The organism is Mycobacterium sp. (assembly GCF_004298145.1).
Taxonomy (GTDB): domain Bacteria; phylum Actinomycetota; class Actinomycetes; order Mycobacteriales; family Mycobacteriaceae; genus Mycobacterium.
In genome coordinates this window covers 54454-77522 of the sequence record NZ_SCRH01000006.1, presented here as the reverse complement: position 1 = coordinate 77522, position 23069 = coordinate 54454, and the positions used below count along the sequence as shown (strand labels likewise).

Annotated in this window: 21 protein-coding genes and 1 pseudogene; 14 read left to right on the top strand and 8 right to left on the bottom strand. The window is 68.2% G+C overall.

Translation table 11 applies throughout. The features are described from left to right. Positions 1-41: 41 nt before the first annotated feature. The 3 genes from EPN51_RS02310 to EPN51_RS02300 are packed head-to-tail and all read right to left on the bottom strand — an operon-like array spanning position 42 to position 2672. Positions 42-674 (bottom strand): nucleoside triphosphate pyrophosphatase, encoded by a 633-nt coding sequence (locus EPN51_RS02310; protein ID WP_293035688.1) that lies wholly within the window; start codon positions 672-674, stop codon positions 42-44. Beyond that, complete coding sequence (locus EPN51_RS02305) at positions 671-973, bottom strand: acyl-CoA carboxylase subunit epsilon (protein WP_293035685.1); 303 nt, start codon at positions 971-973, stop codon at positions 671-673. Before EPN51_RS02305 ends, EPN51_RS02310 begins: the two co-directional genes overlap by 4 nt. Positions 974-1031: 58 nt before the next feature. Next, positions 1032-2672, bottom strand: a complete 1641-nt coding sequence (locus tag EPN51_RS02300; protein WP_293035682.1) for an acyl-CoA carboxylase subunit beta — start codon at positions 2670-2672, stop codon at positions 1032-1034. A gap of 78 nt (positions 2673-2750) precedes the next feature. Here EPN51_RS02300 and EPN51_RS02295 point away from each other — a divergent pair, with 78 nt between their 5' ends. The 3 genes from EPN51_RS02295 (at position 2751) to EPN51_RS02285 (ending at position 5878) form a co-directional block, all read left to right on the top strand. After that, positions 2751-4307: an FAD-binding protein gene (locus tag EPN51_RS02295; protein ID WP_293035678.1), complete on the top strand. Its 1557-nt coding sequence runs from the start codon at positions 2751-2753 to the stop codon at positions 4305-4307. A 17-nt stretch (positions 4308-4324) separates the two neighbouring features. Then, positions 4325-5149, top strand: coding sequence for a biotin--[acetyl-CoA-carboxylase] ligase (locus EPN51_RS02290; RefSeq protein WP_293035675.1), 825 nt, complete (start codon positions 4325-4327; stop codon positions 5147-5149). Between the two features lie 210 nt (positions 5150-5359). Next, entirely contained in the window at positions 5360-5878 is a 519-nt protein-coding gene (locus EPN51_RS02285; RefSeq protein WP_293035672.1) for a PH domain-containing protein, read from the top strand. On the opposite strand, the gene EPN51_RS02280 is transcribed toward EPN51_RS02285, so the two are convergent. Further along, positions 5833-6492: a GtrA family protein gene (locus EPN51_RS02280; protein WP_293035669.1), complete on the bottom strand. Its 660-nt coding sequence runs from the start codon at positions 6490-6492 to the stop codon at positions 5833-5835. The two genes, EPN51_RS02285 and EPN51_RS02280, sit on opposite strands and share 46 nt — an antisense overlap. 113 nt (positions 6493-6605) lie before the next feature. Here EPN51_RS02280 and EPN51_RS02275 point away from each other — a divergent pair, with 113 nt between their 5' ends. From EPN51_RS02275 to EPN51_RS02250, 6 genes are all read left to right on the top strand, one after another. Then, positions 6606-7868 carry a 5-(carboxyamino)imidazole ribonucleotide synthase gene (locus EPN51_RS02275; protein ID WP_293035666.1) on the top strand — a complete coding sequence of 421 codons (1263 nt, stop codon included), beginning with the start codon at positions 6606-6608 and terminating at the stop codon, positions 7866-7868. Positions 7869-7933: 65 nt separating this feature from the next. Beyond that, entirely contained in the window at positions 7934-8443 is a 510-nt protein-coding gene (purE, locus tag EPN51_RS02270) for a 5-(carboxyamino)imidazole ribonucleotide mutase (protein WP_293035663.1), read from the top strand. A 50-nt stretch (positions 8444-8493) separates the two neighbouring features. After that, positions 8494-9663: an acyl-CoA dehydrogenase gene (locus EPN51_RS02265; protein ID WP_293035660.1), complete on the top strand. Its 1170-nt coding sequence runs from the start codon at positions 8494-8496 to the stop codon at positions 9661-9663. Between the two features lie 254 nt (positions 9664-9917). Beyond that, entirely contained in the window at positions 9918-11072 is a 1155-nt protein-coding gene (locus EPN51_RS02260; RefSeq protein WP_293035815.1) for a SpoIIE family protein phosphatase, read from the top strand. After that, positions 11069-12670 carry a CHASE3 domain-containing protein gene (locus EPN51_RS02255; RefSeq protein ID WP_293035657.1) on the top strand — a complete coding sequence of 534 codons (1602 nt, stop codon included), beginning with the start codon at positions 11069-11071 and terminating at the stop codon, positions 12668-12670. The genes EPN51_RS02260 and EPN51_RS02255 overlap by 4 nt, the downstream gene beginning before the upstream one ends. Beyond that, on the top strand, positions 12667-13110 hold the full coding sequence (locus tag EPN51_RS02250; protein ID WP_293035654.1) for a response regulator: 444 nt from the start codon (positions 12667-12669) through the stop codon (positions 13108-13110). Before EPN51_RS02255 ends, EPN51_RS02250 begins: the two co-directional genes overlap by 4 nt. 21 nt (positions 13111-13131) lie before the next feature. Here EPN51_RS02250 and EPN51_RS02245 read toward each other — a convergent pair. Continuing rightward, positions 13132-13392 (bottom strand): annotated as a pseudogene (locus tag EPN51_RS02245) (phosphate ABC transporter, permease protein PstA); the annotation flags it as partial. 131 nt (positions 13393-13523) lie between these two features. Here EPN51_RS02245 and pstS point away from each other — a divergent pair. The 4 genes from pstS to EPN51_RS02225 all read left to right on the top strand — a co-directional run bounded on the left by pstS (position 13524) and on the right by EPN51_RS02225 (position 17753). Next, positions 13524-14624, top strand: a complete 1101-nt coding sequence (gene pstS, locus EPN51_RS02240; protein ID WP_293035651.1) for a phosphate ABC transporter substrate-binding protein PstS — start codon at positions 13524-13526, stop codon at positions 14622-14624. Between the two features lie 18 nt (positions 14625-14642). Beyond that, positions 14643-16625 (top strand): serine/threonine-protein kinase PknD, encoded by a 1983-nt coding sequence (locus EPN51_RS02235; protein ID WP_293035648.1) that lies wholly within the window; start codon positions 14643-14645, stop codon positions 16623-16625. Positions 16626-16859: 234 nt separating this feature from the next. Next, complete coding sequence (locus EPN51_RS02230) at positions 16860-17324, top strand: hypothetical protein (RefSeq protein WP_293035645.1); 465 nt, start codon at positions 16860-16862, stop codon at positions 17322-17324. Between the two features lie 165 nt (positions 17325-17489). Further along, the gene (locus EPN51_RS02225; RefSeq protein WP_293035642.1) at positions 17490-17753 is read left to right on the top strand and encodes a hypothetical protein; all 264 of its coding nucleotides are present in this window, start codon (positions 17490-17492) and stop codon (positions 17751-17753) included. A 78-nt stretch (positions 17754-17831) separates the two neighbouring features. Here EPN51_RS02225 and EPN51_RS02220 read toward each other — a convergent pair whose 3' ends face one another. Together EPN51_RS02220 and EPN51_RS02215 are read right to left on the bottom strand one after the other, a co-directional pair. Beyond that, a complete protein-coding gene (locus tag EPN51_RS02220; protein WP_293035639.1) occupies positions 17832-19046 on the bottom strand; it encodes a CoA transferase in 1215 nt (404 codons plus the stop codon). Positions 19047-19062: 16 nt separating this feature from the next. Further along, a complete protein-coding gene (locus EPN51_RS02215; protein ID WP_293035636.1) occupies positions 19063-19977 on the bottom strand; it encodes a class I SAM-dependent methyltransferase in 915 nt (304 codons plus the stop codon). A gap of 169 nt (positions 19978-20146) precedes the next feature. On the opposite strand from EPN51_RS02215, the gene EPN51_RS02210 reads away from it, so the two are divergent. Continuing rightward, entirely contained in the window at positions 20147-20797 is a 651-nt protein-coding gene (locus tag EPN51_RS02210) for a cation transporter (protein ID WP_293035633.1), read from the top strand. Between the two features lie 9 nt (positions 20798-20806). On the opposite strand, the gene ctpC is transcribed toward EPN51_RS02210, so the two are convergent. Next, entirely contained in the window at positions 20807-23065 is a 2259-nt protein-coding gene (gene ctpC, locus EPN51_RS02205; protein WP_293035630.1) for a manganese-exporting P-type ATPase CtpC, read from the bottom strand. Between the last annotated feature and the right edge of the window lie 4 nt (positions 23066-23069).

Genomic DNA, 23069 nt, shown 5'->3' with positions numbered 1-23069 from the left:
GTGACTTCCGCTGGATTAGCCCAACGAGTCGACGCTCGGCGTCAATTCGCCGCCCACAGCGCGGCCACCGACAGCCCGGCTCGCCCCAGCAGGGACCGCAGCAGCGGCAGGCTCACGCCGATCACGTTCGCCGGGTCCCCGTCGATTCCGTCGACGAACCAGCCGCCCAGGCCGTCGAGGGTGAAACCGCCCGCCACGTGCCACGGTTCGCCGGCGGCGACATAGGCGCGCAGGTCCTCGTCCGTCGGTTCGGCGAAATGAACTGTGGTGCAAGCTGATTCGACTTCACGATGGGTTATCGCGCCGTCGCTCACGCGCAGCAGGCAGTGCCCGGTGTAAAGCACGCCGGACCGCCCGCCCATGAGGCGCCACTGGCGCAGCGCGGCGTCGGGCGACCCGGGCTTGCCGCAGAGCCGGTCGTCGATGAACAGCATCGAATCACAGCCAATGACAACGCAATCGGCCGCGACGTCGCCGTCCAGCCCGCCGGCCACCTGTTCGGCCTTGGCTCGGGCCAGCGCGCACACGACATCGGGCGGCGACGCGTCGGGCCCCAGCGCGGCCGCGACCGCATCCTCGTCGACGCCGGAGACCACGACCAGCGGATCGACGCCCGCCTGGCGCAGCACCTTGCGCCGCCCGGCCGAGGCCGACGCCAGCACCAGGCGGGTCAACGCCTCATGTGGGTCATTTGCTGCATGGTCAGCCGCTGGTAGTTGGACATCGCGAAACGCAGCCGGTCGACCGGCAGACCCCAGCGGGTCTGCTCGGGCTGTTCGGGTTCCGGCGCACCGCCGGCGCAACCCAACACCGCGACCAGCGCGGCCACCTCCTCGACGGTGGGTTCACCCTTGAGGATCTGGATGTGCGGCTCTGGCGCGTGCTGAGCTTCTTCGGACGCGGCTTCGGTTGCCGCAGAACCGTTTTCGCCACTCACCGCTGCCTGACCGTTCGTCTCGTTCCCGTCGCTCACTGCGTTCAATTGTGCGCCTCACTCCCGTCGCTCGCTGCGCTCGCGCCGCGCGTTCGACTCACAGCGGAATGTTCCCGTGCTTCTTGGGGGGCAGGTGGGCGATCTTTCGTTCCAGCAGCCGCAGCGCCGTGCCGATGTAGCCGCGGGTGTGCGACGGCGGGATGACCGCGTCGACGTATCCCCGCTCGGCGGCGACGTAGGGGTTGACCAAGGTGTCCTCGTACTCCTGCTGCAATTCCAGGCGCAGCGCGTCGACGTCCTTGCCCTCCTTGGCCGCCTCCTTGAGCTGCTGGCGATAGACGAATCCGACGGCGCCGGAGGCCCCCATCACGGCGATCTGCGCCGACGGCCAGGCGATGTTGACGTCGCAGCCCATGTCCTTGGAGCCCATGACGCAGTAGGCGCCGCCGTAGGCCTTGCGGGTGATGACGGTGATCTTGGGGACGGTGGCCTCGCCGTAGGCGAACAGCAGCTTGGCGCCGCGCCGGATGATGCCGTTGTATTCCTGGCCGGTGCCCGGCAGGAAGCCCGGCACATCGACCAGCATGATGATCGGGATGTTGAAGCAGTCGCAGGTCCGCACGAACCGGGCCGCCTTCTCCGAGGCGTTGATGTCCAGGCAGCCGGCGAACTGGGTGGGCTGGTTGGCCACGATCCCGACCGGCCGGCCTTCGATGCGGCCGAACCCGACGACGATGTTCTGCGCGTAACCCCCCTGGACCTCCAGGAATTCGTCGTCGTCGAGGATCCGGGTGATCACCTCGTGCATGTCGTAGGGCTGGTTGGGCGAGTCCGGGATCAGCGTGTCCAGCTCGAGGTCCTCGTCGGTGAGGTTGTCCTCGATGGCGCCCGCGGGATGCGGCTCGGCGTAGCGGGGCGCGTCGGTGGCGTTGTTGGGCGGCAGGTAGCTCAGCAGGTCGCGAACCCAGTCGAAGGCGTCCTGCTCGCCGGAGGCGACGTAGTGCAGGGTGCCCGACTTGGCCATGTGGGTGTGGGCGCCGCCGAGCTCCTCCATGGTGACGTCCTCGCCGGTGACGGTCTTGATGACGTCGGGCCCGGTGATGAACATCTGGCTGGTCTGGTCGACCATGACCACGAAGTCGGTCAGGGCGGGGGAGTACACGTGTCCGCCGGCGGCGGCACCCATGATCAGCGAGATCTGCGGGATGACGCCGGAGGCCAGGATGTTGTTGCGGAAAATCTTGCTGTACAGGCCGAGCGAGACGACGCCCTCCTGGATGCGGGCCCCCGCGCCGTCGTTGATGCCGATCAGCGGACGCCCGGTCTTGATCGCCAGTTCCTGCACCTTGACGATCTTCTCGCCGTACACCTCGCCGAGGCTGCCGCCGAACACCGTGGCGTCCTGGCTGAAGATGCACACGTCGCGGCCGTCGATGGTGCCGTAGCCGGTGATCACGCCGTCGCCGAGCGGGCGGTTGTTTTCCAGCCCGAAGTTGCTGCTGCGGTGCTTGGCCAGCGCGTCGAGCTCGACGAACGAGTCCTCGTCCAGGAGGGCGAGGATGCGCTCGCGGGCGGTCAGCTTGCCCTTGGCGTGCACCTTCTCGACGGCCTCTTGACCCACCGGGTGCAGCGACTCCTCCCGGCGCTTGTGCAGTTCGGCCAGCTTGCCCGCGGTGGTGTGGATGTCGATGGTGTGCTCGGCGGCGGGCTCCGCAGTGTGGTCGGTAACGCTCGTCATGGGTGTCGAGCTTAGCGGCGGTAAGAGTCGCGGCCGCATCAAGCCCGCGTGGGCGGTTTCGGTCGGTAACGTGATCGCGTGGTCGACTGGGTTGCCGAATGCGACGTGCTGGTCGCCGGATCGGGTGGCGGCGGCGTCACCGGCGCGTACACCGCGGCGCGCGAAGGCCTCGACGTGCTCGTGGTCGAGGCCACCGCGAAATTCGGTGGCACCACCGCGTACTCCGGCGGGGGCGGCGTCTGGTTCCCGTGCAATCCGGTGCTGGTCCGCGCCGGCACCGACGACACCATCGAGGACGCGCTCACCTACTACCGCGCCGTGGTCGGTGACCGCACCCCGCGCGAACTGCAGGAAACCTATGTCCGCGGCGGCGCCGCGCTGATCGAGTACCTGGAGGCCGACCCGAACCTGAAGTTCGTGCCGTTGCCCTGGCCCGACTACTACGGCAAGGCCCCCAAGGCGCGCCTGGACGGTCAGCGCCACATCGCGGCCAAACCGCTGGCGGTCGCCGCCGCCCCCGAATTCCGTGAGGCGATCCGCGGGCCGCTGGACACCGACCGGCTCGGCGCCGAACCTCCCTCCGACTACTACGTCGGGGGCCGCGCCCTGATCGCCCGATTCCTCAGGGCCATCGGCCAGTATCCGAGCGCGTCGCTGCAGCGCGACACCGCCCTGGTCGAACTCGTGCGCTCCGACGGTCGGGTCACCGGCGCGATCGTCGAGACCGGCGGTGAGCGCCGCGCCATCCGCACCCGCCGGGGCGTGCTGCTGGCCGCCGGGGGCTTCGAAGGCAACGATGAGCTGCGCCGCGCCTACGGGGTGCCGGGGACGGCGCGAGACACCATGGGCGGCCCGGGAAGTCGTGGGCTGGCGCTGCAGGCCGGCATCGCGGCGGGCGCGGACACCGACCTGCTGGATCAGGCGTGGTGGTCACCGGGCATGACCCACCCCGACGGCCGGTCCGCCTTCGCGCTGTGGTTCACCGGCGGCATCTTCGTCAACCAGGACGGCAACCGGTTCGTCAACGAGTCCCGGGCCTACGACCGGGCCGGCCGCGAGATCATCGCGCAGCTCCAAGGCGGCTCAATCACGTTGCCGTACTGGATGATCTACGACGACAAGGAGGGCGAGGCGCCGCCGGTCAAGGCGGCCAACGTCTCCGTCGTCGAGGCCGAGAAGTACGTCGCCGCCGGCCTGTGGCATTCCGCGGACACCCTCGGGGAACTTGCCGGCAAGATCGGGGTGCCGGGTGAGAACCTGGCGGCAACCGTGGTGCGGTTCAACGGTTTCGCCGCCACCGGCGTCGACGAGGACTTCGGCCGCGGCGACGAGGCATTCGATCGCGCCTTCTCGGCGGGCGCGTCACCGCTGGTTCCCATCGACACACCGCCGTATCACGCCGCGGCGTTCGGCATCTCGGATCTGGGCACCAAGGGCGGCCTGCGCACCGACGCCGCGGCGCGGGTGCTCGACACGTCCGGCAACCCCATTCCAGGCCTCTACGCGGCGGGCAACACGATGGCCGCGCCCAGCGGCACCGCGTATCCCGGCGGGGGCAACCCGATCGGGACCAGCATGCTGTTCAGTCATTTGGCCGTCCTGGACATGCGAGACATGCGCGACCGTCGGCCCTGAGTTCTAGGCTGGGTCCGGTGACAGACCGAGATCAACTTCGAGCACCCCTGGACGCCGCCGCGCTGCGCGCCGAGTTGATCGGCACCGGGCTGGGCTGGCGTCAACTCGACGTCGTCGAAAAGACCGGCTCCACCAATGCCGACCTGCTGGCGCGCGCGGCGTCGGGGACCGACGTCGCCGGTGCCGTGCTGATCGCCGAGCACCAGACCGCCGGCCGCGGGCGGCACGGCCGCGGCTGGTCGGCCACCCCGCGAGCCCAGATCACGATGTCGGTCGGTGTCAGCGTGGTCGACGTCCCGAGCACCGGGTGGGGCTGGCTGCCGCTGGCCACGGGGGTGGCGGTGGTCGACGCGGTCGCCCCGCTGCTGGAAGGTGTGGGGGCCCGAGTAGGTCTCAAGTGGCCCAACGACGTGCTGGCCGGGCCGGCGGACTCGCCGGGCAAGCTGGCCGGAATTCTCGCCGAGGTGGCAAAGCCGGTCGTGGTTATCGGCTTGGGGCTCAACGTGACTCAGTCCGCCGACGAGATCGACGGCCCGGGCGCGACGTCGCTGCTCGATCTCGGCGTCGCCGCACCCGACCGCACCCGGCTGGTGTGCGCGCTGTTGGCCGAGCTCGGACGGCGCCTGGTGGCCTGGCGGGCCGCGCGGGGGGCCGACTGGGCGCTGGCCGCCGACTACCGGGCGCGCAGCCTGACCATCGGCGCCCGGGTGCGCGCGCACCTGCCCGGCGGCAAGCAAATCGAGGGGACCGCGAGCGGCATCGACGACCAGGGCCGGCTATGTCTGGAAAGCGGCGGGCAGAGCTCCGTCGTCGCGGCCGGCGATGTGGTGCATTTGCGCTAGTTGCGATCGCAAGCGCGGCGGAGCCGGGCGCCGCGGGTCGCCACCATTTGCGGTAGTTGCGATCGCAAGCGCGGCGGAGCCGGGCGCCGCGGGTCGCCACCATTTGCGGTAGTTGCGATCGCAAGCGCGGCGGAGCCGGGCGCCGCGGGTCGCCACCATTTGCGCTAGTTGTGCCCGGGCCGCTGCGTCGCGCCGCTAAGGTCGGCGGGCATGGGCTATCCGGACAATGTGCTGGCCGCCGGTGAGCACGTCATCGTGCACCGCCACCCGCACTGGAAGCGGCTGATCTGGCCGGTGCTGGTTCTGATCCTGACGACCGCGCTGGCGGCGTTCGGCTCCGGTTACCTCAACTCGACGCACTGGGAGCAGCTCGCCAAGAACATCATCCACGGCGCGATCTGGGGGATCTGGCTGGTGATCGTGGGCTGGCTGACGTTGTGGCCCTTCGGAAGCTGGCTGACCACCCATTTCGTGGTGACCAACCGGCGGGTGATGTTTCGGCACGGGGTGGCCACCCGCACCGGAATCGACATTCCGCTGGCCCGGATCAACAGCGTGGAATTCCGCGACCGGATCGTGGAGCGAATGTTTCGCACCGGGACGCTGGTCATCGAATCGGCGTCACAAGATCCATTGGAGTTCTACGACATTCCGCGGCTGCGCGAGGTACACGCGCTGCTGTATCACGAAGTCTTCGACACCCTGGGTTCCGAGGAATCGCCCAGCTGACCCAGGCGACCGGCCCGGTTGCGCCAGGCGCGCAGCAGGGTGACGTTCCCGCCCTCGATCTCGTCCTCGAAGATCTCGGCGATACCGCCGGCGGTGAGGGCCGATTCCAGGGCCAGGTCGGGGGTGCGGGCGAACTGGTCGGGAAAGACCCAGCGCCGGAACGCCCAGAAGCGGAACGCCATCTGCAGCAGGTTTCCGATGATGTAGGCCGAGATGAAATCTGCGACGTTTTCCGCCGCCAGCGACACCATCGGCTGGCGCAGCTGCAACACGTAGCTGGAGAACCACAGCGGCGCCATGGAAAGCAGCACCCCCACGCCGCTGAACGCGAAGAACAGCAGCGCCTCGTGGTGGCGCTCGCGCCCGCCACGGTTGCGGAAACTCCATTCCCGGTTCAGCACGTAGGACGCGATGACCGCCACGATGCCGGCGATCACCTTCGCGGTCACCGGTTTCGGTTCAAGAATTGTCAGCTTGAGCGTGTAGAAAATCGCCGAGTCGATGACGAACGTGGTGCCGCCGACAATGGCGAATTTGATCAGTTCGTGGTGGCGTAGCAAAAAGGGCTGCAAAACCCTTGGCAGACGCGCGATCGTGGCTTCGGCGAAGGACACAACACGTCAGTGTACGGACGGATACAAATTCGACGCAAAATGGTACATAACAATTCGATGTCAGCCCCGGTCAACACACCTTTGGCACCGGTTTGTCCTGCCGTGACACCATGATGGCCGTGCCGACTACACGCGCGCCGGGCGCAGCCCTCCCCGCAGCCGCCCGGGCCGTTCCCCGGGCCACCCCGGTCGTCGCGATGGTCGGTGGCGGTCAGCTTGCCCGGATGACCCACCAGGCGGCGATCGCCCTCGGGCAGACGTTGCGGGTGCTGGCCACCGCCGCCGACGAATCGGCCGCGCAGGTCAGTCCCGACGTGCTGATCGGTTCGCACACCGATCTCGAAGACCTGCGCCGGGTGGCGGCCGGGGCCGACGTGCTGACCTTCGACCACGAGCATGTGCCGACCGAGCTGCTGGACAAGCTCGTCGCCGAGGGCATCAACGTGGCGCCGCCGCCGCAGGCGCTGGTGCACGCCCAGGACAAGCTGGTGATGCGGCGGCGGCTGGAGGACCTCGGCGTCCCCGTGCCCCGCTACGCCGAGATCCGAAGCGTCGACGAACTCGATGCCTTCGCGCAGCGGATCGCCGGCCCCGTGGTCGTGAAAGCGGTCCGCGGGGGTTACGACGGGCGTGGGGTGCGGATGGCCCGCGACCCCTTGCACGCCCGCGAGATCGCGACCGCCTTCCTGGCCGATGGGGTGCCGGTGATGGCCGAGGAACAGGTGAACCTGCGCCGCGAACTGTCGGCCCTGGTGGCGCGGTCGCCGTTCGGCCAGGGCGCGGCGTGGCCGGTGGTCGAGACGGTGCAACGAGACGGGATCTGCGTGCAGGTGATCGCCCCCGCGCCGGACCTGCCCGACGGCCCCGCCGCCGACGCGCAGCAGCTGGCGTTGCGACTGGCCGGCGAACTCGGGGTGGTCGGCGTGCTTGCGGTCGAACTGTTCGAGACGGCGGACGGGGCGCTGCTCGTCAACGAGCTGGCGATGCGCCCGCACAACTCCGGGCACTGGACCATGGACGGGTCGCGCACCAGTCAGTTCGAACAGCATCTGCGCGCGGTGCTGGACTATCCCCTCGGCGACACCGACACCCTCGCGCCGGTGACCGTGATGGCCAACGTGTTGGGCGCCGGGACGCCGCCAGAGATGAGCCTTGATGAGCGGCTGCACCACTTGTTCGCGCGGATGCCCGACGCGCGCGTGCACCTGTACGGCAAACGGGAACGCCCCGGCCGCAAGGTCGGTCACATCAACTTCGTCGGCGGCCCGGCGGACCTGACAGACTTGGCGAGGCTGCGGGAACGCGCCGAGCGGGCGGCACATTGGTTGTCCCACGGGCAGTGGACGGACGGATGGGATCCACATGACGAGCACTGACGCGCCGACGCCGATGACTGTGCTGGCGACGATGCGGAGCGTAGCGATGAGGAGGAGCGGCACCGATGACTGAGCCTCGGGTTGGCGTGATCATGGGCAGCGACAGCGACTGGTCGGTAATGGCCGACGCCGCGGCCGCGCTGGCCGAGTTCGACGTGCCGGCCGAGGTCCGGGTGGTCTCGGCGCATCGCACGCCCGGGGTGATGTTCGACTACGCCCGCGGCGCGGCCGAGCGCGGCATCGAGGTGATCATCGCCGGGGCTGGCGGCGCGGCCCACCTGCCCGGAATGGTCGCGTCCGCGACGCCGCTGCCGGTGATCGGCGTGCCGGTGCCGCTGGCGCACCTCGATGGCTTGGACTCGTTGCTGTCGATCGTGCAGATGCCGGCGGGGGTGCCGGTGGCCACGGTCTCCATCGGCGGCGCCCGCAACGCCGGCCTGCTCGCCGTGCGCATTCTCGGATCGTCCGACCCGGCGCTGCGGGCGCGGATCGTCGACTTCCAGGAGCAGATGGCCGCCAGCGTGCGGGCCAAGGATGAGGCGCTGCAGCAACGTCAGGGTAAAGTTACCGGCTAGTAGCCTGGCGACGAGGCCGGCAGTTCGGCAGAGCGCAAGAGGAGGCCGTGATGGCTGGATGGGCCGGAAACCCCACCTTTGATTTGTTCCAGTTGCCTGAGGAACACACCGAATTGCGGGCGGCGATCCGGGCGTTGGCGGAGAAGGAGATCGCGCCGCACGCCGCCGACGTCGACGAGAATTCCCGCTTCCCGCAGGAGGCGCTGGAGGCCCTGAACGCCTCCGGGTTCAACGCCGTGCACGTGCCCGAGGAGTACGGCGGGCAGGGCGCCGACTCGGTGGCGACGTGCATCGTCATCGAGGAAGTGGCACGCGTCGATACTTCCGCTTCGTTGATCCCCGCCGTGAACAAACTGGGGACGATGGGGCTGATCCTGCGCGGCTCCGACGAGCTGAAGAAGCAGGTGCTGCCCTCGATCGCGGACGGTTCGGCGATGGCGTCCTATGCGTTGAGCGAGCGCGAGGCCGGCAGTGACGCGGCCTCGATGCGCACCCGCGCCAAGGCCGACGGCGACGAGTGGATCCTCAACGGCGCCAAGGCCTGGATCACCAACGGCGGCAAGTCGAGCTGGTACACGGTGATGGCCGTGACCGATCCGGACAAGGGCGCCAACGGCATCTCGTCGTTCATGGTGCACAAAGACGACGAGGGTTTCACCGTCGGGCCCAAGGAGAAAAAGCTCGGCATCAAGGGCTCGCCGACCACGGAGCTCTATTTCGAGAACTGCCGGATTCCGGGCGATCGGATCATCGGCGAGCCGGGGACCGGCTTCAAGACCGCGCTGGCGACGCTGGACCACACCCGGCCCACCATCGGCGCCCAGGCGGTCGGTATCGCGCAGGGTGCGCTGGACGCCGCCATCGCATACACCAAGGACCGCAAGCAGTTCGGCCGTCCGGTCAGCGACAACCAGGGTGTGCAGTTCATGCTCGCCGACATGGCGATGAAGGTGGAATCCGCCCGGCTGATGGTCTACCACGCCGCCGCCCGCGCCGAACGCGGCGAATCCCACCTGGGCTTCATCTCCGCGGCCTCGAAGTGCCTGGCCTCCGACGTCGCGATGGAGGTCACCACGGACGCGGTGCAACTCTTCGGCGGCGCCGGCTACACCGTCGATTTCCCCGTCGAGCGGATGATGCGTGACGCCAAGATCACCCAGATCTACGAGGGCACCAATCAGATTCAGCGCGTCGTGATGTCGCGCGCGCTGCTGCGCTGATCGATCCGCGGGGTTGTTGGGAAACCGCCGGCCGCGCCGCATAGGATCGCCACGGCGCGTGAAGCCCGAGCCGACGGTCGGTAAGCAGTCACCGGCTGTCTCTTCCGACCACCGCAACCGAGCAATGGTCTTATCGCGGCCAGGGGGTCTGCAGTGCAGAACGTGACTTCCCACACCCGTCCACAGATGGCCGGGAATTGATACCGGCACGTGCTCCGGTCACACCGGCCGCGCAGCGGCAGCCGCTCAAGCCGCTGGAGCCACTTTCGTTGCTCTTGGTCGAGGACGACCGCGCCGATGCGGTGCTGGTCGAAAACCTGATCGCCGACGCGGTCACCGACATCCGCGTGGTGTGGGCCAAGTCGATGGCAGACGCGGAGCGCGAGCTGGAAGCCACCCGCCCCGATTGCGTGCTGCTGGATTTGCGCCTGCCCGACGCCAGCGGGATCGACGCGTTGAACCGCATCGCCAAGCTCGACGCCACCGTCCCGATCGTCGTGATGACCGGGCTGAACGACGAGTACTTCGGGGCTTCGGCGGTCGCCGCCGGAGCCCAGGACTACCTGGTCAAGGGCCGGGTGGAGCCGGAAATGCTGCGCCGTGCGCTGCTGTACGCGATCGAGCGCAAGCGCGCCGAGCTCATCGCCGCCGATTTGCACGCGACCCAGCTGCGGGCCCGCGAGAACGCGCTGCTGGAACGCGGTCTGCTGCCGTCCCCGCTGCTGCTGGACAGCCCGGGCGTCGACATCGTCGCCCGGTACCGGCCGAGCCGCGAAGACGCCTTGCTCTGCGGTGACTTCTACGACGTCGTCCAGACGCCCGACCGGATCGTGCACGTCCTGATCGGCGACGTCGCCGGGCATGGCCCGCACGAGGCGGCCCTGGGCGCGGCGCTGCGGATCGCGTTTCGCGCGCTCACCTTCGCCGGTGTGCACGGCGTCGAACTGATGCGGCAGCTGGAGCGGGTGCTGTATTCGGAACGAACCGGCACCGGGATTTTCGCGACCGTGCTCAGCCTCGAGATCTCGCCCGAGCACCCGCGGGTCAGCGTCATCCGCGCCGGGCATCCGGGGATGTTGCTGCAGGGCGGCGGCGCGGTGGAATGGCTCGAACCGCCGGGCGGCCCGGCGCTGGGCCTGCACGCCGACGACTGGCCGCGCCACGAGCTTGCGCTGCCCGCGGGTCATGGCTTGCTGTTGCTGACCGACGGGCTCTACGAGGGATATTCGGGGCGGGGCACCGAACGGCTCGGCGAGGACGGACTGCTCGAACTGGCCCGCTCGCACGCGAACCGGCCCGGCCCGGAGTTCGTCGACGCGCTGATCGACGGCGCACAGGAACTCGCCGGGCCGCGCGGGGGCCTCACCGACGACATCGCCGTGCTCCGCATCGAGAGGACCGCGCCGTGACGGCACCGGGGCCCCTTCGGCTCGCGCAGCTCACCGTGCGGGGATGGCTGGCCCTCGTCCTGTGGATCGTGGGCGCGACGGTGCTTCTCGGGGCGCTGGTCGGCGCGGTGTTGTTGAATCGCACCGACCAGGTGTCGCGCCAGGTGGGCGACGACATCCAGCCGGCGCGCGTCGCGGCGACCCACCTGCAGGCGGCCCTGCGGGACCAGGAAACGGGCGTGCGTGGCTACCTGATCTCCGCCGATCGGCAGTTCCTCGCGCCGTATTACGACGGGCAGCGCGCCGAACAGGCGGCGGCCGACGAGGTTCGGCGGCTGGTGGGCGCGCGCGCGGAACTGGTGGCCGATCTGGACGCGGTCGAGACGGCGGCCGCCGACTGGCGGACGAACTATGCCGAACCCGTCATCGCGGGTGTGACTCCCAAAGTTCCCAGTGTCGTCAGCACCTCGATGGCCGACCTCGGCAAAGCCAAATTCGACCGTCTGCGAATGCTTTTCGATGCGCAGAACAAGCACCTGGCGGACGCGGCGACCAGTGCCGTCGACGAGCTCAACGAGATCAACGGCTGGCGCGACTGGGTGCTGGGCTCGATGGTGCTGATCGTCTTAGGGGCGGCTCTGGTGCTGGGGTTGCTGAGCCGCGCCGCGGTCACGCGGCCGATCGCAAGCCTGGCTGCGGCCTGCCGCCGGATCGCCGAGGGCAACTTCAACGAAACCATCTCGGCGCCCCAGCGGCCCAAGGACATTCGGACCATGGCCATCGACGTGGAGAGCATGCGCAAGCGCATGGTCGACGAGCTCGACGTGTCGCGTTCGTCCCAGCTGCAACTGGATGAGCAGGCCGCCGAATTGCGCCGCTCCAACACCGAACTCGAGCAGTTCGCCTACGTCGCATCCCACGATCTGCAGGAACCGCTGCGCAAGGTCGCCTCCTTCTGCCAGCTGCTGGAGAAGCGGTACGGCGACCAGCTCGACGAGCGGGGCATCGAGTATCTCGGCTTCGTGGTCGACGGCGCCAAACGCATGCAGGCGCTGATCAATGACCTGCTCACCTTCTCCCGGGTCGGCCGGCTGGGCACCACGGAAACCGAGGTGCGGCTCGACGCGGCGCTCGACGCCGGCCTGGCCAATCTGGCGGTAGCGATCGAAGAAACCGACGCCGAGGTCGAGCGGCCGGCCGAGCCGCTCCCGCAGATCGTCGGGGATCCGACGCTGCTGACGATGCTGTGGCAGAACCTCATCGGCAACGCGATCAAGTTCCGGCACAAGGATCGTCCGCCCCGTGTCGTCATCGAATGCGCGCCCGGCACCGGCACCCACGACGGCGAATGGATGCTGAGCGTAGCGGACAACGGCATCGGCATCCCGGAGGAATTCTCCGACAAGGTGTTCGTCATCTTTCAACGGCTGCACGGGCGGGAGGTGTATGCCGGAACCGGTGTCGGCCTTGCGCTGGTCAAGAAGATCGTCGAGCACCACGGCGGCACCGTGGGCATCGACACGTCCTACACCGAGGGCACCCGATTCGAATTCACGCTGCCCGTTCCCGGACCCGTCGACGAAGAAGACCCCGTCGCTTGGGAAGGAGCGCGTCGGTGACAACGCCCGAGGGCAGAGCCATCGACATCCTGCTCGTCGAAGACGACCCGGGCGACGAGCTCATCACGCGAGAAGCGTTCGAGCACAACAAACTCGAGAACAGGCTGCACGTCGCGCACGACGGGGAGGAGGGCCTCAACTATCTCTACCGGCGCGGTGAGTTCGCCGACGCGCCGCGGCCCGACCTGATCCTGCTCGACCTGAACCTGCCCAAATACGACGGCCGCCAGCTGCTGGAGAAGATCAAGTCCGACCCCGACCTGGCGCGCATCCCGGTCGTCGTGCTCACCACCTCCTCTTCAGAGGAGGACATCCTGCGCAGCTACCAGCTGCACGCCAACGCCTACGTCACCAAACCCGTTGACCTGGACCAGTTCATGAAGGCGGTCCGGCAGATCGACGAGTTCTTCGTTCAGGTGGTGCGGCTGCCGGCCACCTGAACGCCCCGGCGCCGAAATGGGTTACGCCGATTCCGAGTGCCGCCGCGCGAGCCAGGTGATCAGCCGTCCGAGGATGATCAGCAGGAACACGAACACGATCAGCAGGAACGCCGCGTCGTAGGACAGGTCGCGAGCCGTCTTCGACGGCAGGTTGTAGAACGTCCAGATCGGATAGGTCAGGTAGCCGACCGCCAGCGCCACCAGCAGACCGGTGACGATTCCGGGGATCGCCGACTTGAGCACGATCTTGCGCAGGGTCCAACCGAGCGGCAGCCCGTGCGCCGCGTCGCATTGACAGCCGATGCTCCGTGTTTGCGCCCGGCGGGCGGTCACGGGCCGTTAACCTCTTATTCTTTGTCAAGGGTTTGTATATTCGCGATTAGTTAACTTTCGTTGACGATCGAAGGAGTTTCGTGAGATTCGCTCGATCTGGAGTCGCACTGAGCGTGGTGGCCGCCGCCGCCCTGGCGTTGGCGGGGTGCGGCGGCAGCTCGAACTCTGCTGGCTCCGGTGCCACGCCGGTGGACTGCGGCGGTAAGAAAGTGCTGAAGGACAGTGGTTCGACCGCGCAGCAAAACGCGATCGAGCAGTTCGTCTACGCCTACGTTCGCGCCTGCCCGGGTTACACGCTGGATTACAACGCCAACGGATCCGGCGCCGGCGTGACCCAATTCCTCAACAACCAAACCGATCTCGCCGGGTCCGACGTGCCCCTGGATCCGTCCAGCGGCCAGAACGACAGGGCGGCACAACGGTGCGGTTCGCCGGCATGGGATCTGCCCACGGTGTTCGGGCCGATCGCGGTCACCTACCACCTCACCGGGGTGAACGGGCTGAAACTGGATGGGCCCACCGTCGCGAAGATCTTCAACGGCACCATCACCAAGTGGGACGATCCGGCGCTGAAAGCAATCAACTCCGGCGTCAACCTGCCCTCGACGCCCATTACGGTCATCTTCCGCAGCGACAAATCAGGCACCACCGCGAACTTTCAGAACTACCTCGACGGCGCGTCGGATGGTGCCTGGGGCAAGGGCGTAGGCGAGACGTTCAACGGTGGTGTCGGGCAGGGCGCCAGCGGGAACAACGGCACGTCCGCGCTGCTGCAGAACACCGAGGGATCGATCACCTACAACGAGTGGTCCTTCGCGGTGGGCAAGCAGCTGACCATGGCCTCGATCATCACGTCGGCGGGTCCGGACGCGGTGTCGATCACCGCCGACTCCGTCGGGAAGACGATCGCCGGGGCAACCTTCAAGGGGCAGGGCAACGACCTGGTGCTGGACACCTCGTCGTTCTACAAGCCGACACAGTCGGGCGCCTACCCCATTGTGCTGGCGACCTATGAAATCGTCTGCTCGAAGTACCCGGACGCGGCCACGGGCCCGGCGGTGAAAGCGTTCATGCAGGCCGCGATCGGTCCGGGCCAGGACGGTCTGGAGCAGTACGGCTCCATTCCGCTGCCCAAATCGTTCACGGAAAAGCTGTCAACCGCAGTCAATGCGATTTCCTGACGACAAGGAGGCTCGACGGTGAGCGATAGCGGGCCGGCCGCGCGGGCCGGGTCCTGGTTCGGCCCCTACCGGCTGGTGCGACTTCTGCGCCGGGGCGGCATGGGTGAGGTCTACGAGGCCGAGGACACCCGCAAGGGCCGCATGGTGGCCCTGAAACTGATCTCGCAGCAGTTCTCCGGCAACTCGGAGTATCGTGCGCGCCTGCAGCGTGAGGCCGATATCGCGGGACGGTTGACCGAACCGCATGTGGTGCCGATCCACGACTACGGCGAGATCGACGGGCGCTTCTATGTGGACATGCGCCTCGTCGACGGCGTCAATCTGGCCACGCTGTTGCACCGGGACGGGCCGTTGGCCCCACCGCGGGCGATCGCCATCATCCGCCAGGTCGCCGCCGCGCTGGACGCGGCGCACGCCGCCGGGGTCACGCACCGCGATGTCACACCGGGGAACATTCTGGTCACCCCCAGCGACTTCGCCTACCTGGCGGATTTCGGCATCGCGCGGGCCGCGACCGATCCGGGGCTGACCCAGGTCGGGACCGCCATCGGCACGTACTACTACATGGCCCCGGAACGATTCACCGACGACGAGGTCACCCACAGCGCCGACATCTATTCGCTCGCATGCGTTTTGAGTGAGTGCCTGACCGGATCGCCGCCGTATCGGGCCGACACCGTCGAACGGTTGGTCGCCGCGCACCTGACGAAGACGGCCACGCCGCCCAGCCAATTGCGCCCCGGCGCGGTTCCGCCCGCTTTGGATCACGTGATCGCCAAGGGCATGGCCAAACGTCCCGAGGAGCGCTATCGGACCGCCGGCGAATTCGCCACCGCCGCCCACGACGCGCTGACCACATCCGAGCAGCGAAAGGCCACCACGATTCTGCGCGAGGGGGAATGCGCGACGCTGCACCCGGACGCGAACGATCCACGTGTGGCGCACTCGTACGCCCCACCCGCCGGTGCCGAAACCCAGGCCAGGCCGGTGGTTTCGGGTGCGGGCGGCGATCGTTGGCCCGGCCGATCCGGCCAGGAGCCCTCATTGATTCGTGCCGCCCCGTCGACATTCGGCCATGCCTATGGAGCAGGCCCGGATTTCAGACCCCCCGCCGTGCCGGCCGACAGCAAACGGAAACAGTGGATCATCGTCGGCGCCATCGCTCTCGTCGCCCTCGTCGCTTTCGTCATAGCGGTCGTCGGTTACCTGTCCATCGGCTCGGAGCCGTCGAAACAGGCGAGCGGCCAAAGTGTGTTGCCCTTCAACGGCATTGACTTTCGCCTCTCCCCGGGCGGGGTGGCACTCGACAAAGCCGGCAACGTGTATGTCACCAGTGAAGGCATGTACGGACGGGTGGTCGAGTTGTCGCCGGGAAGTAGCGCCCCGCGAGTGCTGCCGTTCAACGGCCTTTACCAGCCGCAGGGACTGGCGGTGGACGATACCGGCACGGTGTACGTCGCCGACTTCAACAACCGGGTGGTGAAGTTGGCGGCCGGGTCGAACACCCAGACCGTGCTGCCGTTCAATGGCCTCAATTACCCCGAGGGGGTGGCGGTGGACTCCCAGGGCAACGTCTACGTCGCCGACCGTGGCAACAACCGGGTGGTGAAGTTGGCGGCGGGGTCGAACACCCAGACCGACCTGCCGTTCACCGGCCTCAACAACCCGGACGGGGTGGCGGTGGACACCTCCGGCAGCGTCTACGTCACCGACACCGACAACAACAGGGTGTTGAAGTTGGCGGCCGGGTCGAATGGCCAGACAGAGCTACCGTTCACCGGCGTTTCCGTGCCGTGGGGGATCGCTGTGGACACCGCGGGCAACGTCTATGTCACCGAGCACGACAGCAGCCAGGTGACGAAATTGCCGGCCGGATCGAACGTTTCGACCGTGCTGCCGCTGACCGGTCTCAACACTCCGTTGGCGGTCGCGGTGGCCGGCGACGGGAACGTGTACGTCGCCGACCGCGGCAACGACCGGGTGGTCAAGCTGACGCCGTGAGGCTCAGGACGCGGTCTCATTCAACCTGGCACAATTCTGACCTCGGTGACGTCAAGATGGTGGATCCCTCTGGTGGCTGTCGCTGGTCGAAGTGCGGCAGAGCCTGAACGAACGGGACTAGCCGACTCACCACCGGGGAGTGCGGCAGCCGGGGATCGGCCCGCTGGTCAGCATATCGGTCCGTGATATGCAACGTTTCAAAAGCTGATACACTCTGTATCAGACGGAGGAATTATGCCGACAACGATCGAACGCACTGTTGAAGTCGAACACACAGTTGAAGCCATCGCCCACGAAGCGCAGGTTCGCCGGGCGCACGAACGCTTGATGCGCATCGATGACATGCGCGCCGCGAGGCACCTTAAGCGGTCAGGTATGAACCAACGACAAATCGCTGACGTTTTGTCTACTACGCAGCCGCGAGTAGGTCGGCTGCTGCGCGGAGCCAACGCGCTCGGAGACGCACCGAGCCCCGAGGAAATCATCCTGCGCGCAACAGTCGACGGAACGCCCCGAGGCAAGCTGCTGAAACAGCTTCGCGGCCTCGACTACACCTTCACCCAGTTCGCGCCCTATCCCCACGAGGGATCCGTACCTGGGACCTGGACCCAGGTGAGCACTGCCCATGAACTCGGACTACTCAGCGACGAGGAATACGAGAGTGTCAGCTCCGCAGTCCAGCCGCCGACTGCGCAATAGGGTCCATTCCCAGCTGACTGTCCTCCACCAAGGGGGCAGTTCGCTGTTCCACGCTTAGTAGAGCGTTATCTCAGCGATCAGCTGATCGACGAGATCGCCCACGAGTACCGAGGCAAATGCCCCGATGCACCGGCACACGGTCGCGCCGCGATCATTACCGCCGGCGTGCCCGGTGCGGGCAAGTCGTTCGCGATCGACATGTTGGCCACCGATCACCGTCGCATCGACCCTGACGGCATCAAAGACCTCATACTGATCCGATTGGACCGGGCCGGGCTACTCGATATCCGGCACAACCACGTTCTCGCCGATGGCAAGCCCGTCCATCCCAACGAACTGGCGTTATGGGTGCATGATGCCTCCACCGAAGCGGCGAACCGTGTCCGTGCAGTATCCCTGCGCCGGGGGGAGAACTTCGTCATGGAGTGAACTCTCTCCTGGACGCCGCTTAGTGACAGCTACGTGACCGACTTGGCCTCCGATGACCGCCATTTGACAACCAACAGTTCACGAAGCCGGCTGCGGTGCGCCCAGATACTCCTCGGTGTGCTGTCCGAGGGCCGGGGGAGGGTCGCTCGCCGCGGCGTCGAAGCTCAAATAGCGTGCCGGGGTGCGGATCACCGTGACCGCGCTGTCACCCTCGCCGACGGACAGGGCGAGCTCGTTCTCGGCGAACAGCGCGGTGCCGACCACCTGCTTCCAGGTGTAGGCGTGGCAGGCCATCAGGCCGCCCTCCTGAAGCAGCCGGACCCATTCGTCGGCGGTCCTGGCGGCCAGCGCCGACTCGAGTTCCTCGGTCAGCTCGGGATAATTGAGCGCCCGGGCGCGCTGGTCGATGAACCGCTCGTCGTCGCGCATGTCGGGCCGGCCGATGATCTCGCACAGCTTGTCCCAGTGCTTGGGCACGTACGCGCTGATCACCAGGTACCCGTCGGCCGCCCGGAATGCGTCCGATGGCTGGGTGGCGAACCCAACACCCTTGCGTCGCTTCGATTTTGACGCCGAATCCGAGTCGCTCGGTTTGGGTTCCGAGTTCGGCTTGTTCAGGTGGATGGTCAGCTGACTGGCCTGCAGGCTGACCGCGACGTCATACATGGCGACCCGCACGACGTCGGCCACCCCGTGGCGCTCACGGTTGAGCAGCGCGGCCAGCACCGCCTGGGCCAGCACGTGACCGCTGGCGGCGTCGACGAGCTGGAACGGAATGATCTGGGGTTTGCCGCTGGGCGTGGGCATCCCGGTGGTCATCCCCGATTCGGCGGCGACCATCAGGTCGACGCCCGGCCGGCTGCCCTCGGGGCCGTTGCCGCCGTAGGCGGACAGGCGCGCGTAGATGAGTTTCCGATTGCGGGATTGCAGCTCGTCGGGACCCAGGCCCATGCGTTCCATCACCCCGGGCCGAAACCCTTCCAGCACAACGTCCGCGGTATCGACCAGCCGCAGTGTCTGCTGCTTGGCTTCGTCGCTGCGCAGGTCCGCCATCACCGACTTCTTGCCCCGGTTGTGGGGGAGGAACAGGCTGGCCAGCGGCGGGCGGCCGGGGAGGACCGCGGTGATGTGGCGGGCCGCCTCGCCGACGGGCGCCTCGACCTTGATGACCTCGGCCCCCAGGTCGGCCAGCACCTGTCCGGCCATCGGCCCGGCGATGTTCTGGGTGAAATCGAGTACCCGGAATCCGTCAAGCGGCTTGGCGGGCTTGCTGTTTGGCTTGCTGTTTGGCACTAGTGGTTGCCTTCCTTTACCGAGCCGTGTTCAGCACCGCGGTGCAGTAGTAGTTCTGGGCGAAGGGCGCGTCGGGGTCGGTCGATTGCAGCGGCAGCCCGTTATTGGCCAACATCTGATTCAGCGGGGTGCGAACGGGTTGCCAGCCCCGCCGCTGCAGATAGGTCGCGACGTCATTGCGCTGGCCGGGGAAGCCAAGGTCGCCCAGGGCGATGTCGAGGCCGTTGCGCCGCCACTTTTCGCTCGCCGCGTTCAACGCGTCCCCGCTGACGCCCGTATTCGCGAAGACCTCGGCCACCAACTGGCTGCCGTCGGCGGACAGCGCGGTGATGTTGTCCAGCAACCGATCCTGGGCCTGCGGCGGCAGAAAGCCGACCAATCCCTCGGCGGCCCAGGCGGCGGGTCGCCCGGTGGCGAAGCCGGCCTGTCGCAGCGCCGAGGACCAGTCGTGGCGCAGGTCGACCGGGACGGTGCGCACCTCGGCGGTCGGCCGGGCGCCGAGTTCGGCGACGGTGGCGGCCTTGAATTCGAGGACCTGCGGCTGGTCGACCTCGAACACCGTGGTGCCGGCGGCCCAGGGCAGGCGATAGGCGCGCGCATCCAGACCGGAGGCCAGGATGACCACCTGGTGGATGCCGGCGGCCCCCGCCTCGGCGAAGAACGCATCGATGTACCGCGTGCGGGCGGCCAGCATGTCGGTCATGCGTTGCATGCCCCACGGGGCGCCGGGCTCATCGACGTCGGCCGAGTCGAGTTCGCCGGCGGCCCACCGGGTCATGAAGTCGACACCGACGGCGCGCACCAGCGACTCGGCGAACCGATCGTCGATCAGCCCGTCCCGGGTGGCCCGGGCCCGCCCCGCGGCCACCATGGTGGCGGTCGCCCCCACACTGGTCGCGAGGTCCCAGGTGTCGTCGTCGGTGCGCGCCATCGAGGAAATCCCTTCGGGTCTACTGGTTAGCCACAATAACTACCAACGCCGGGCCGCGACCCGCGGCCCGCTCCTCGCCGTGCCGGCGCCGCCGGCGAGGCTCGACACGGATCGATCACGGCCGGGTGTTGCCGTCCTCGCCCCGCCACGCTGTCGCTAACCTGGCGTAATGACCACTTCGGCTGCCATCGCGCGAGAATGCACTGCCGCGCACGACGTCGACTGGCGGCGCGGCGCGCAGTGGGCGCGGCGGCTGGCCTGGATCAGCCTGGCCGTGGTGCTCGTCGAGGGTGTCGTCGGGCTGTGGCAGGGACTCTCGGTGGGCTCCATCGCCCTGACGGGGTGGGCTCTGGGTGGCGCGTCGGAGGCGCTGGCCAGCGCGGTAGTGGTGTGGCGGTTCAGCGGTGCACGCACCTTTTCCGCGAGCGCCGAGCGGCGCGCACAACGCGGCGTCGCGGTGTCGTTCTGGCTGACCGCCCCGTACATCGCCGCCGAATCCCTCCACCACCTGGCCGGTGAACACCGCGCCGAGACGTCGGTGATCGGTATCGGGCTGACCGCCCTGGCCTTGCTGCTCATGCCGGTGTTGGGCCGCGCCAACTACCGGCTGGGTGCGCGGTTGGGCTCGGGAGCCACCGAGGCCGAAGGAATCCAGAACTACCTGTGCGGCGCCCAGGCCGCCGGGGTGCTGATCGGCCTTGCGGTGACGGCCCTCTGGTCGAGCGCATGGTGGATCGACCCCGCGGTGGGACTGGCGATCGCGGGTGTTGCCGTGTGGCAGGGCGTTCGCGCCTGGCGCGGCGAGGAGTGCGGCTGCTGAGCCTGCGGATCACTTCGCGCCAGTCACGCGCGGCGACCCGCTGCGCCCGGCTTCGCCGCGCGGCGCATCCAGTCGGTACCGGATCAGCCGGGAGCTGTTGGCCACCACCGCGACCGACGACGCGTTGTGCAGGATCGCGGCCAGCACGGGAGACAGCGCACCGCCGGCGCCGATGATCAGCCCGGCGGCGTTGACGGCGATGGACATACCGTAGTTCTCCTGGATGACGTCGACGGCGCGGGCGCCCAGGTCCCGCACGTCGAGCAGGCGATGCAGGTCGTCGTTGGCCAGCGCCACGTCGGCGGTTTCCACGGCGACATCGGTTCCGGCCAGCCCCATCGCGATGCCGATATCGGCTGCCGCCAGCGCGGGGGCGTCGTTGATACCGTCGCCGACCATGCCGACGATGAAGCCCTCGTCCTGCAGTTCGCGCACCGCCGCGAGTTTGTCCTCGGGCATCACCTCGGCGCGCCATTCGTCGATCCCGAGTTCGCGCGCCACCACCTCGGCGATGTCCGGGTGATCCCCGGTGAGCATCACGATCCGGCGAATACCGTTGGCGCGCAGCTTCTTCAGCACCTCAGCGGCCTCTGGCCGCACTTCGTCGCGCAGGCTGATCAACCCCACCAGCGTGCCGTCGACCGCGAGCAGCAGCGGCGTCTCGGCCTGGCGGCGCAGCTTGCCCACCCAGTCCGACGCCTTCTTGGACACCTTGACCTTTTCGGAGCGCAGCAACCCGGGGCTGCCCAACAGCAGGGTCCGCCCGTCGGCCCAGGTCCGCATGCCCAGCCCGACCAGCACCTCGCACTCCTCATGCGGCGGAATGGTGATGTGGCGTTCCTCGGTCGAGCGGATCACCGCCTCGGCCAGTGGATGACGGGAGTGGATCTCCGAGCTGGCCGCATACGCCAGCACCTGCTCGGGTTGCCAATCGGAATGCAGTGCAATGATATTGGTGACCACCGGCCGCCCGACGGTCAGTGTGCCGGTCTTGTCGAACACGATCGCGTCCACCCGGCCTGCCTGCTCGAGGTGCGAACCGCCCTTGATCAAAATGCCGCGGCGCGCGCCGTTGCCGATCGCGGCGCTGATCGCCGTCGGGGTGGCCAGGCCCACCGCGCACGGGCAGGCGATCAGCAGCATCGTCATCGCCCGGCGGACGTCACCGGTGATCGCCAGCGTGATCGCCGAGACGATGAACGAGGTGGGAACGAAACGGCGAGAGAAGTTTTCGCCGACGGTCTGGATAGGCGCCCGGTCGTGCTGCGCCTCTTCGACCCGGCTGATGATGCGCCCGATGGTGGTCTGACTGCCGACGGCGCGGGCCTGCACCACCAGGCGCCCGCGCACGACCACCGAACCGGCGTGCACGTGCATGCCGACCACGACGCTGACCGGCAGATTCTCGCCGGTGATCGCGGACTGGTTGACGATCGCCTCGCCGTCGACCACCTCACCGTCGACCGGTATCGCGACGTGGTCGTGCACCACCACCTCGTCGCCGATCTGCACGGTGTCGATCGGCACCTGTACCTCGGTGCCAGGCTCGAGGGCCCCAGAAGGGTTCGTCAGCCGGATCCACGCCGTGTCCTGGCTGCCGCGCAGCAGCTCCGAGATCGCCCGCCGGGTCCGGCGCAGCGTCAGATCCTGCAGGTACTCGCCGATGTTGAGCAGCCACAGCACCGTCAGCGCGACGACGTTCTCCCGCAGCACCAGGCTCGCCACGGTGGCCGCCGAGACCAGCGCGTCGGTCCCGGCCTTGCCCGAGCGCAACGAGCGCAGCGCGCCGCGCAGGAACGGATAGCCGGTGAAGACCGTGACGCCGGTGGCGAACAGCCGCCCGCTCGGCCCGAGCAGCGGCGGCCGCGCGAACACGTAGCGCCGCACCCCGAGCAGGGCCAGCGCCGCGCCGCCGATGACCATGCGCAGCACGTCGGCGTTGCGGATCTCGGAGGAATGCGGCGCGCGGGCCGGGATCAGCTCGGCGGCGACGTGCGCCGCGTCGCCGATGGCCGCCAGCACGGAGTTCCGGTCGCAGCGCCGGGGTGAATACCAGACGACCACCGATCCGGTGCGCGGGTAGGCGTGCACCACGCGCACGCCCTCGCACTTGGCGACGGCCTCCTCGACCGCCACGGCGCGCCGGGAATCGGCACGCACCCACCCGACCGAGACCCGCATGCGTCCGGCCGCATCCGAAATCACTTGCAGCGCAGCGTCTTGCGTGCGAACCTCGTCTGCGACGTCGGAGACCAGGGCCAGGTCCATGGCG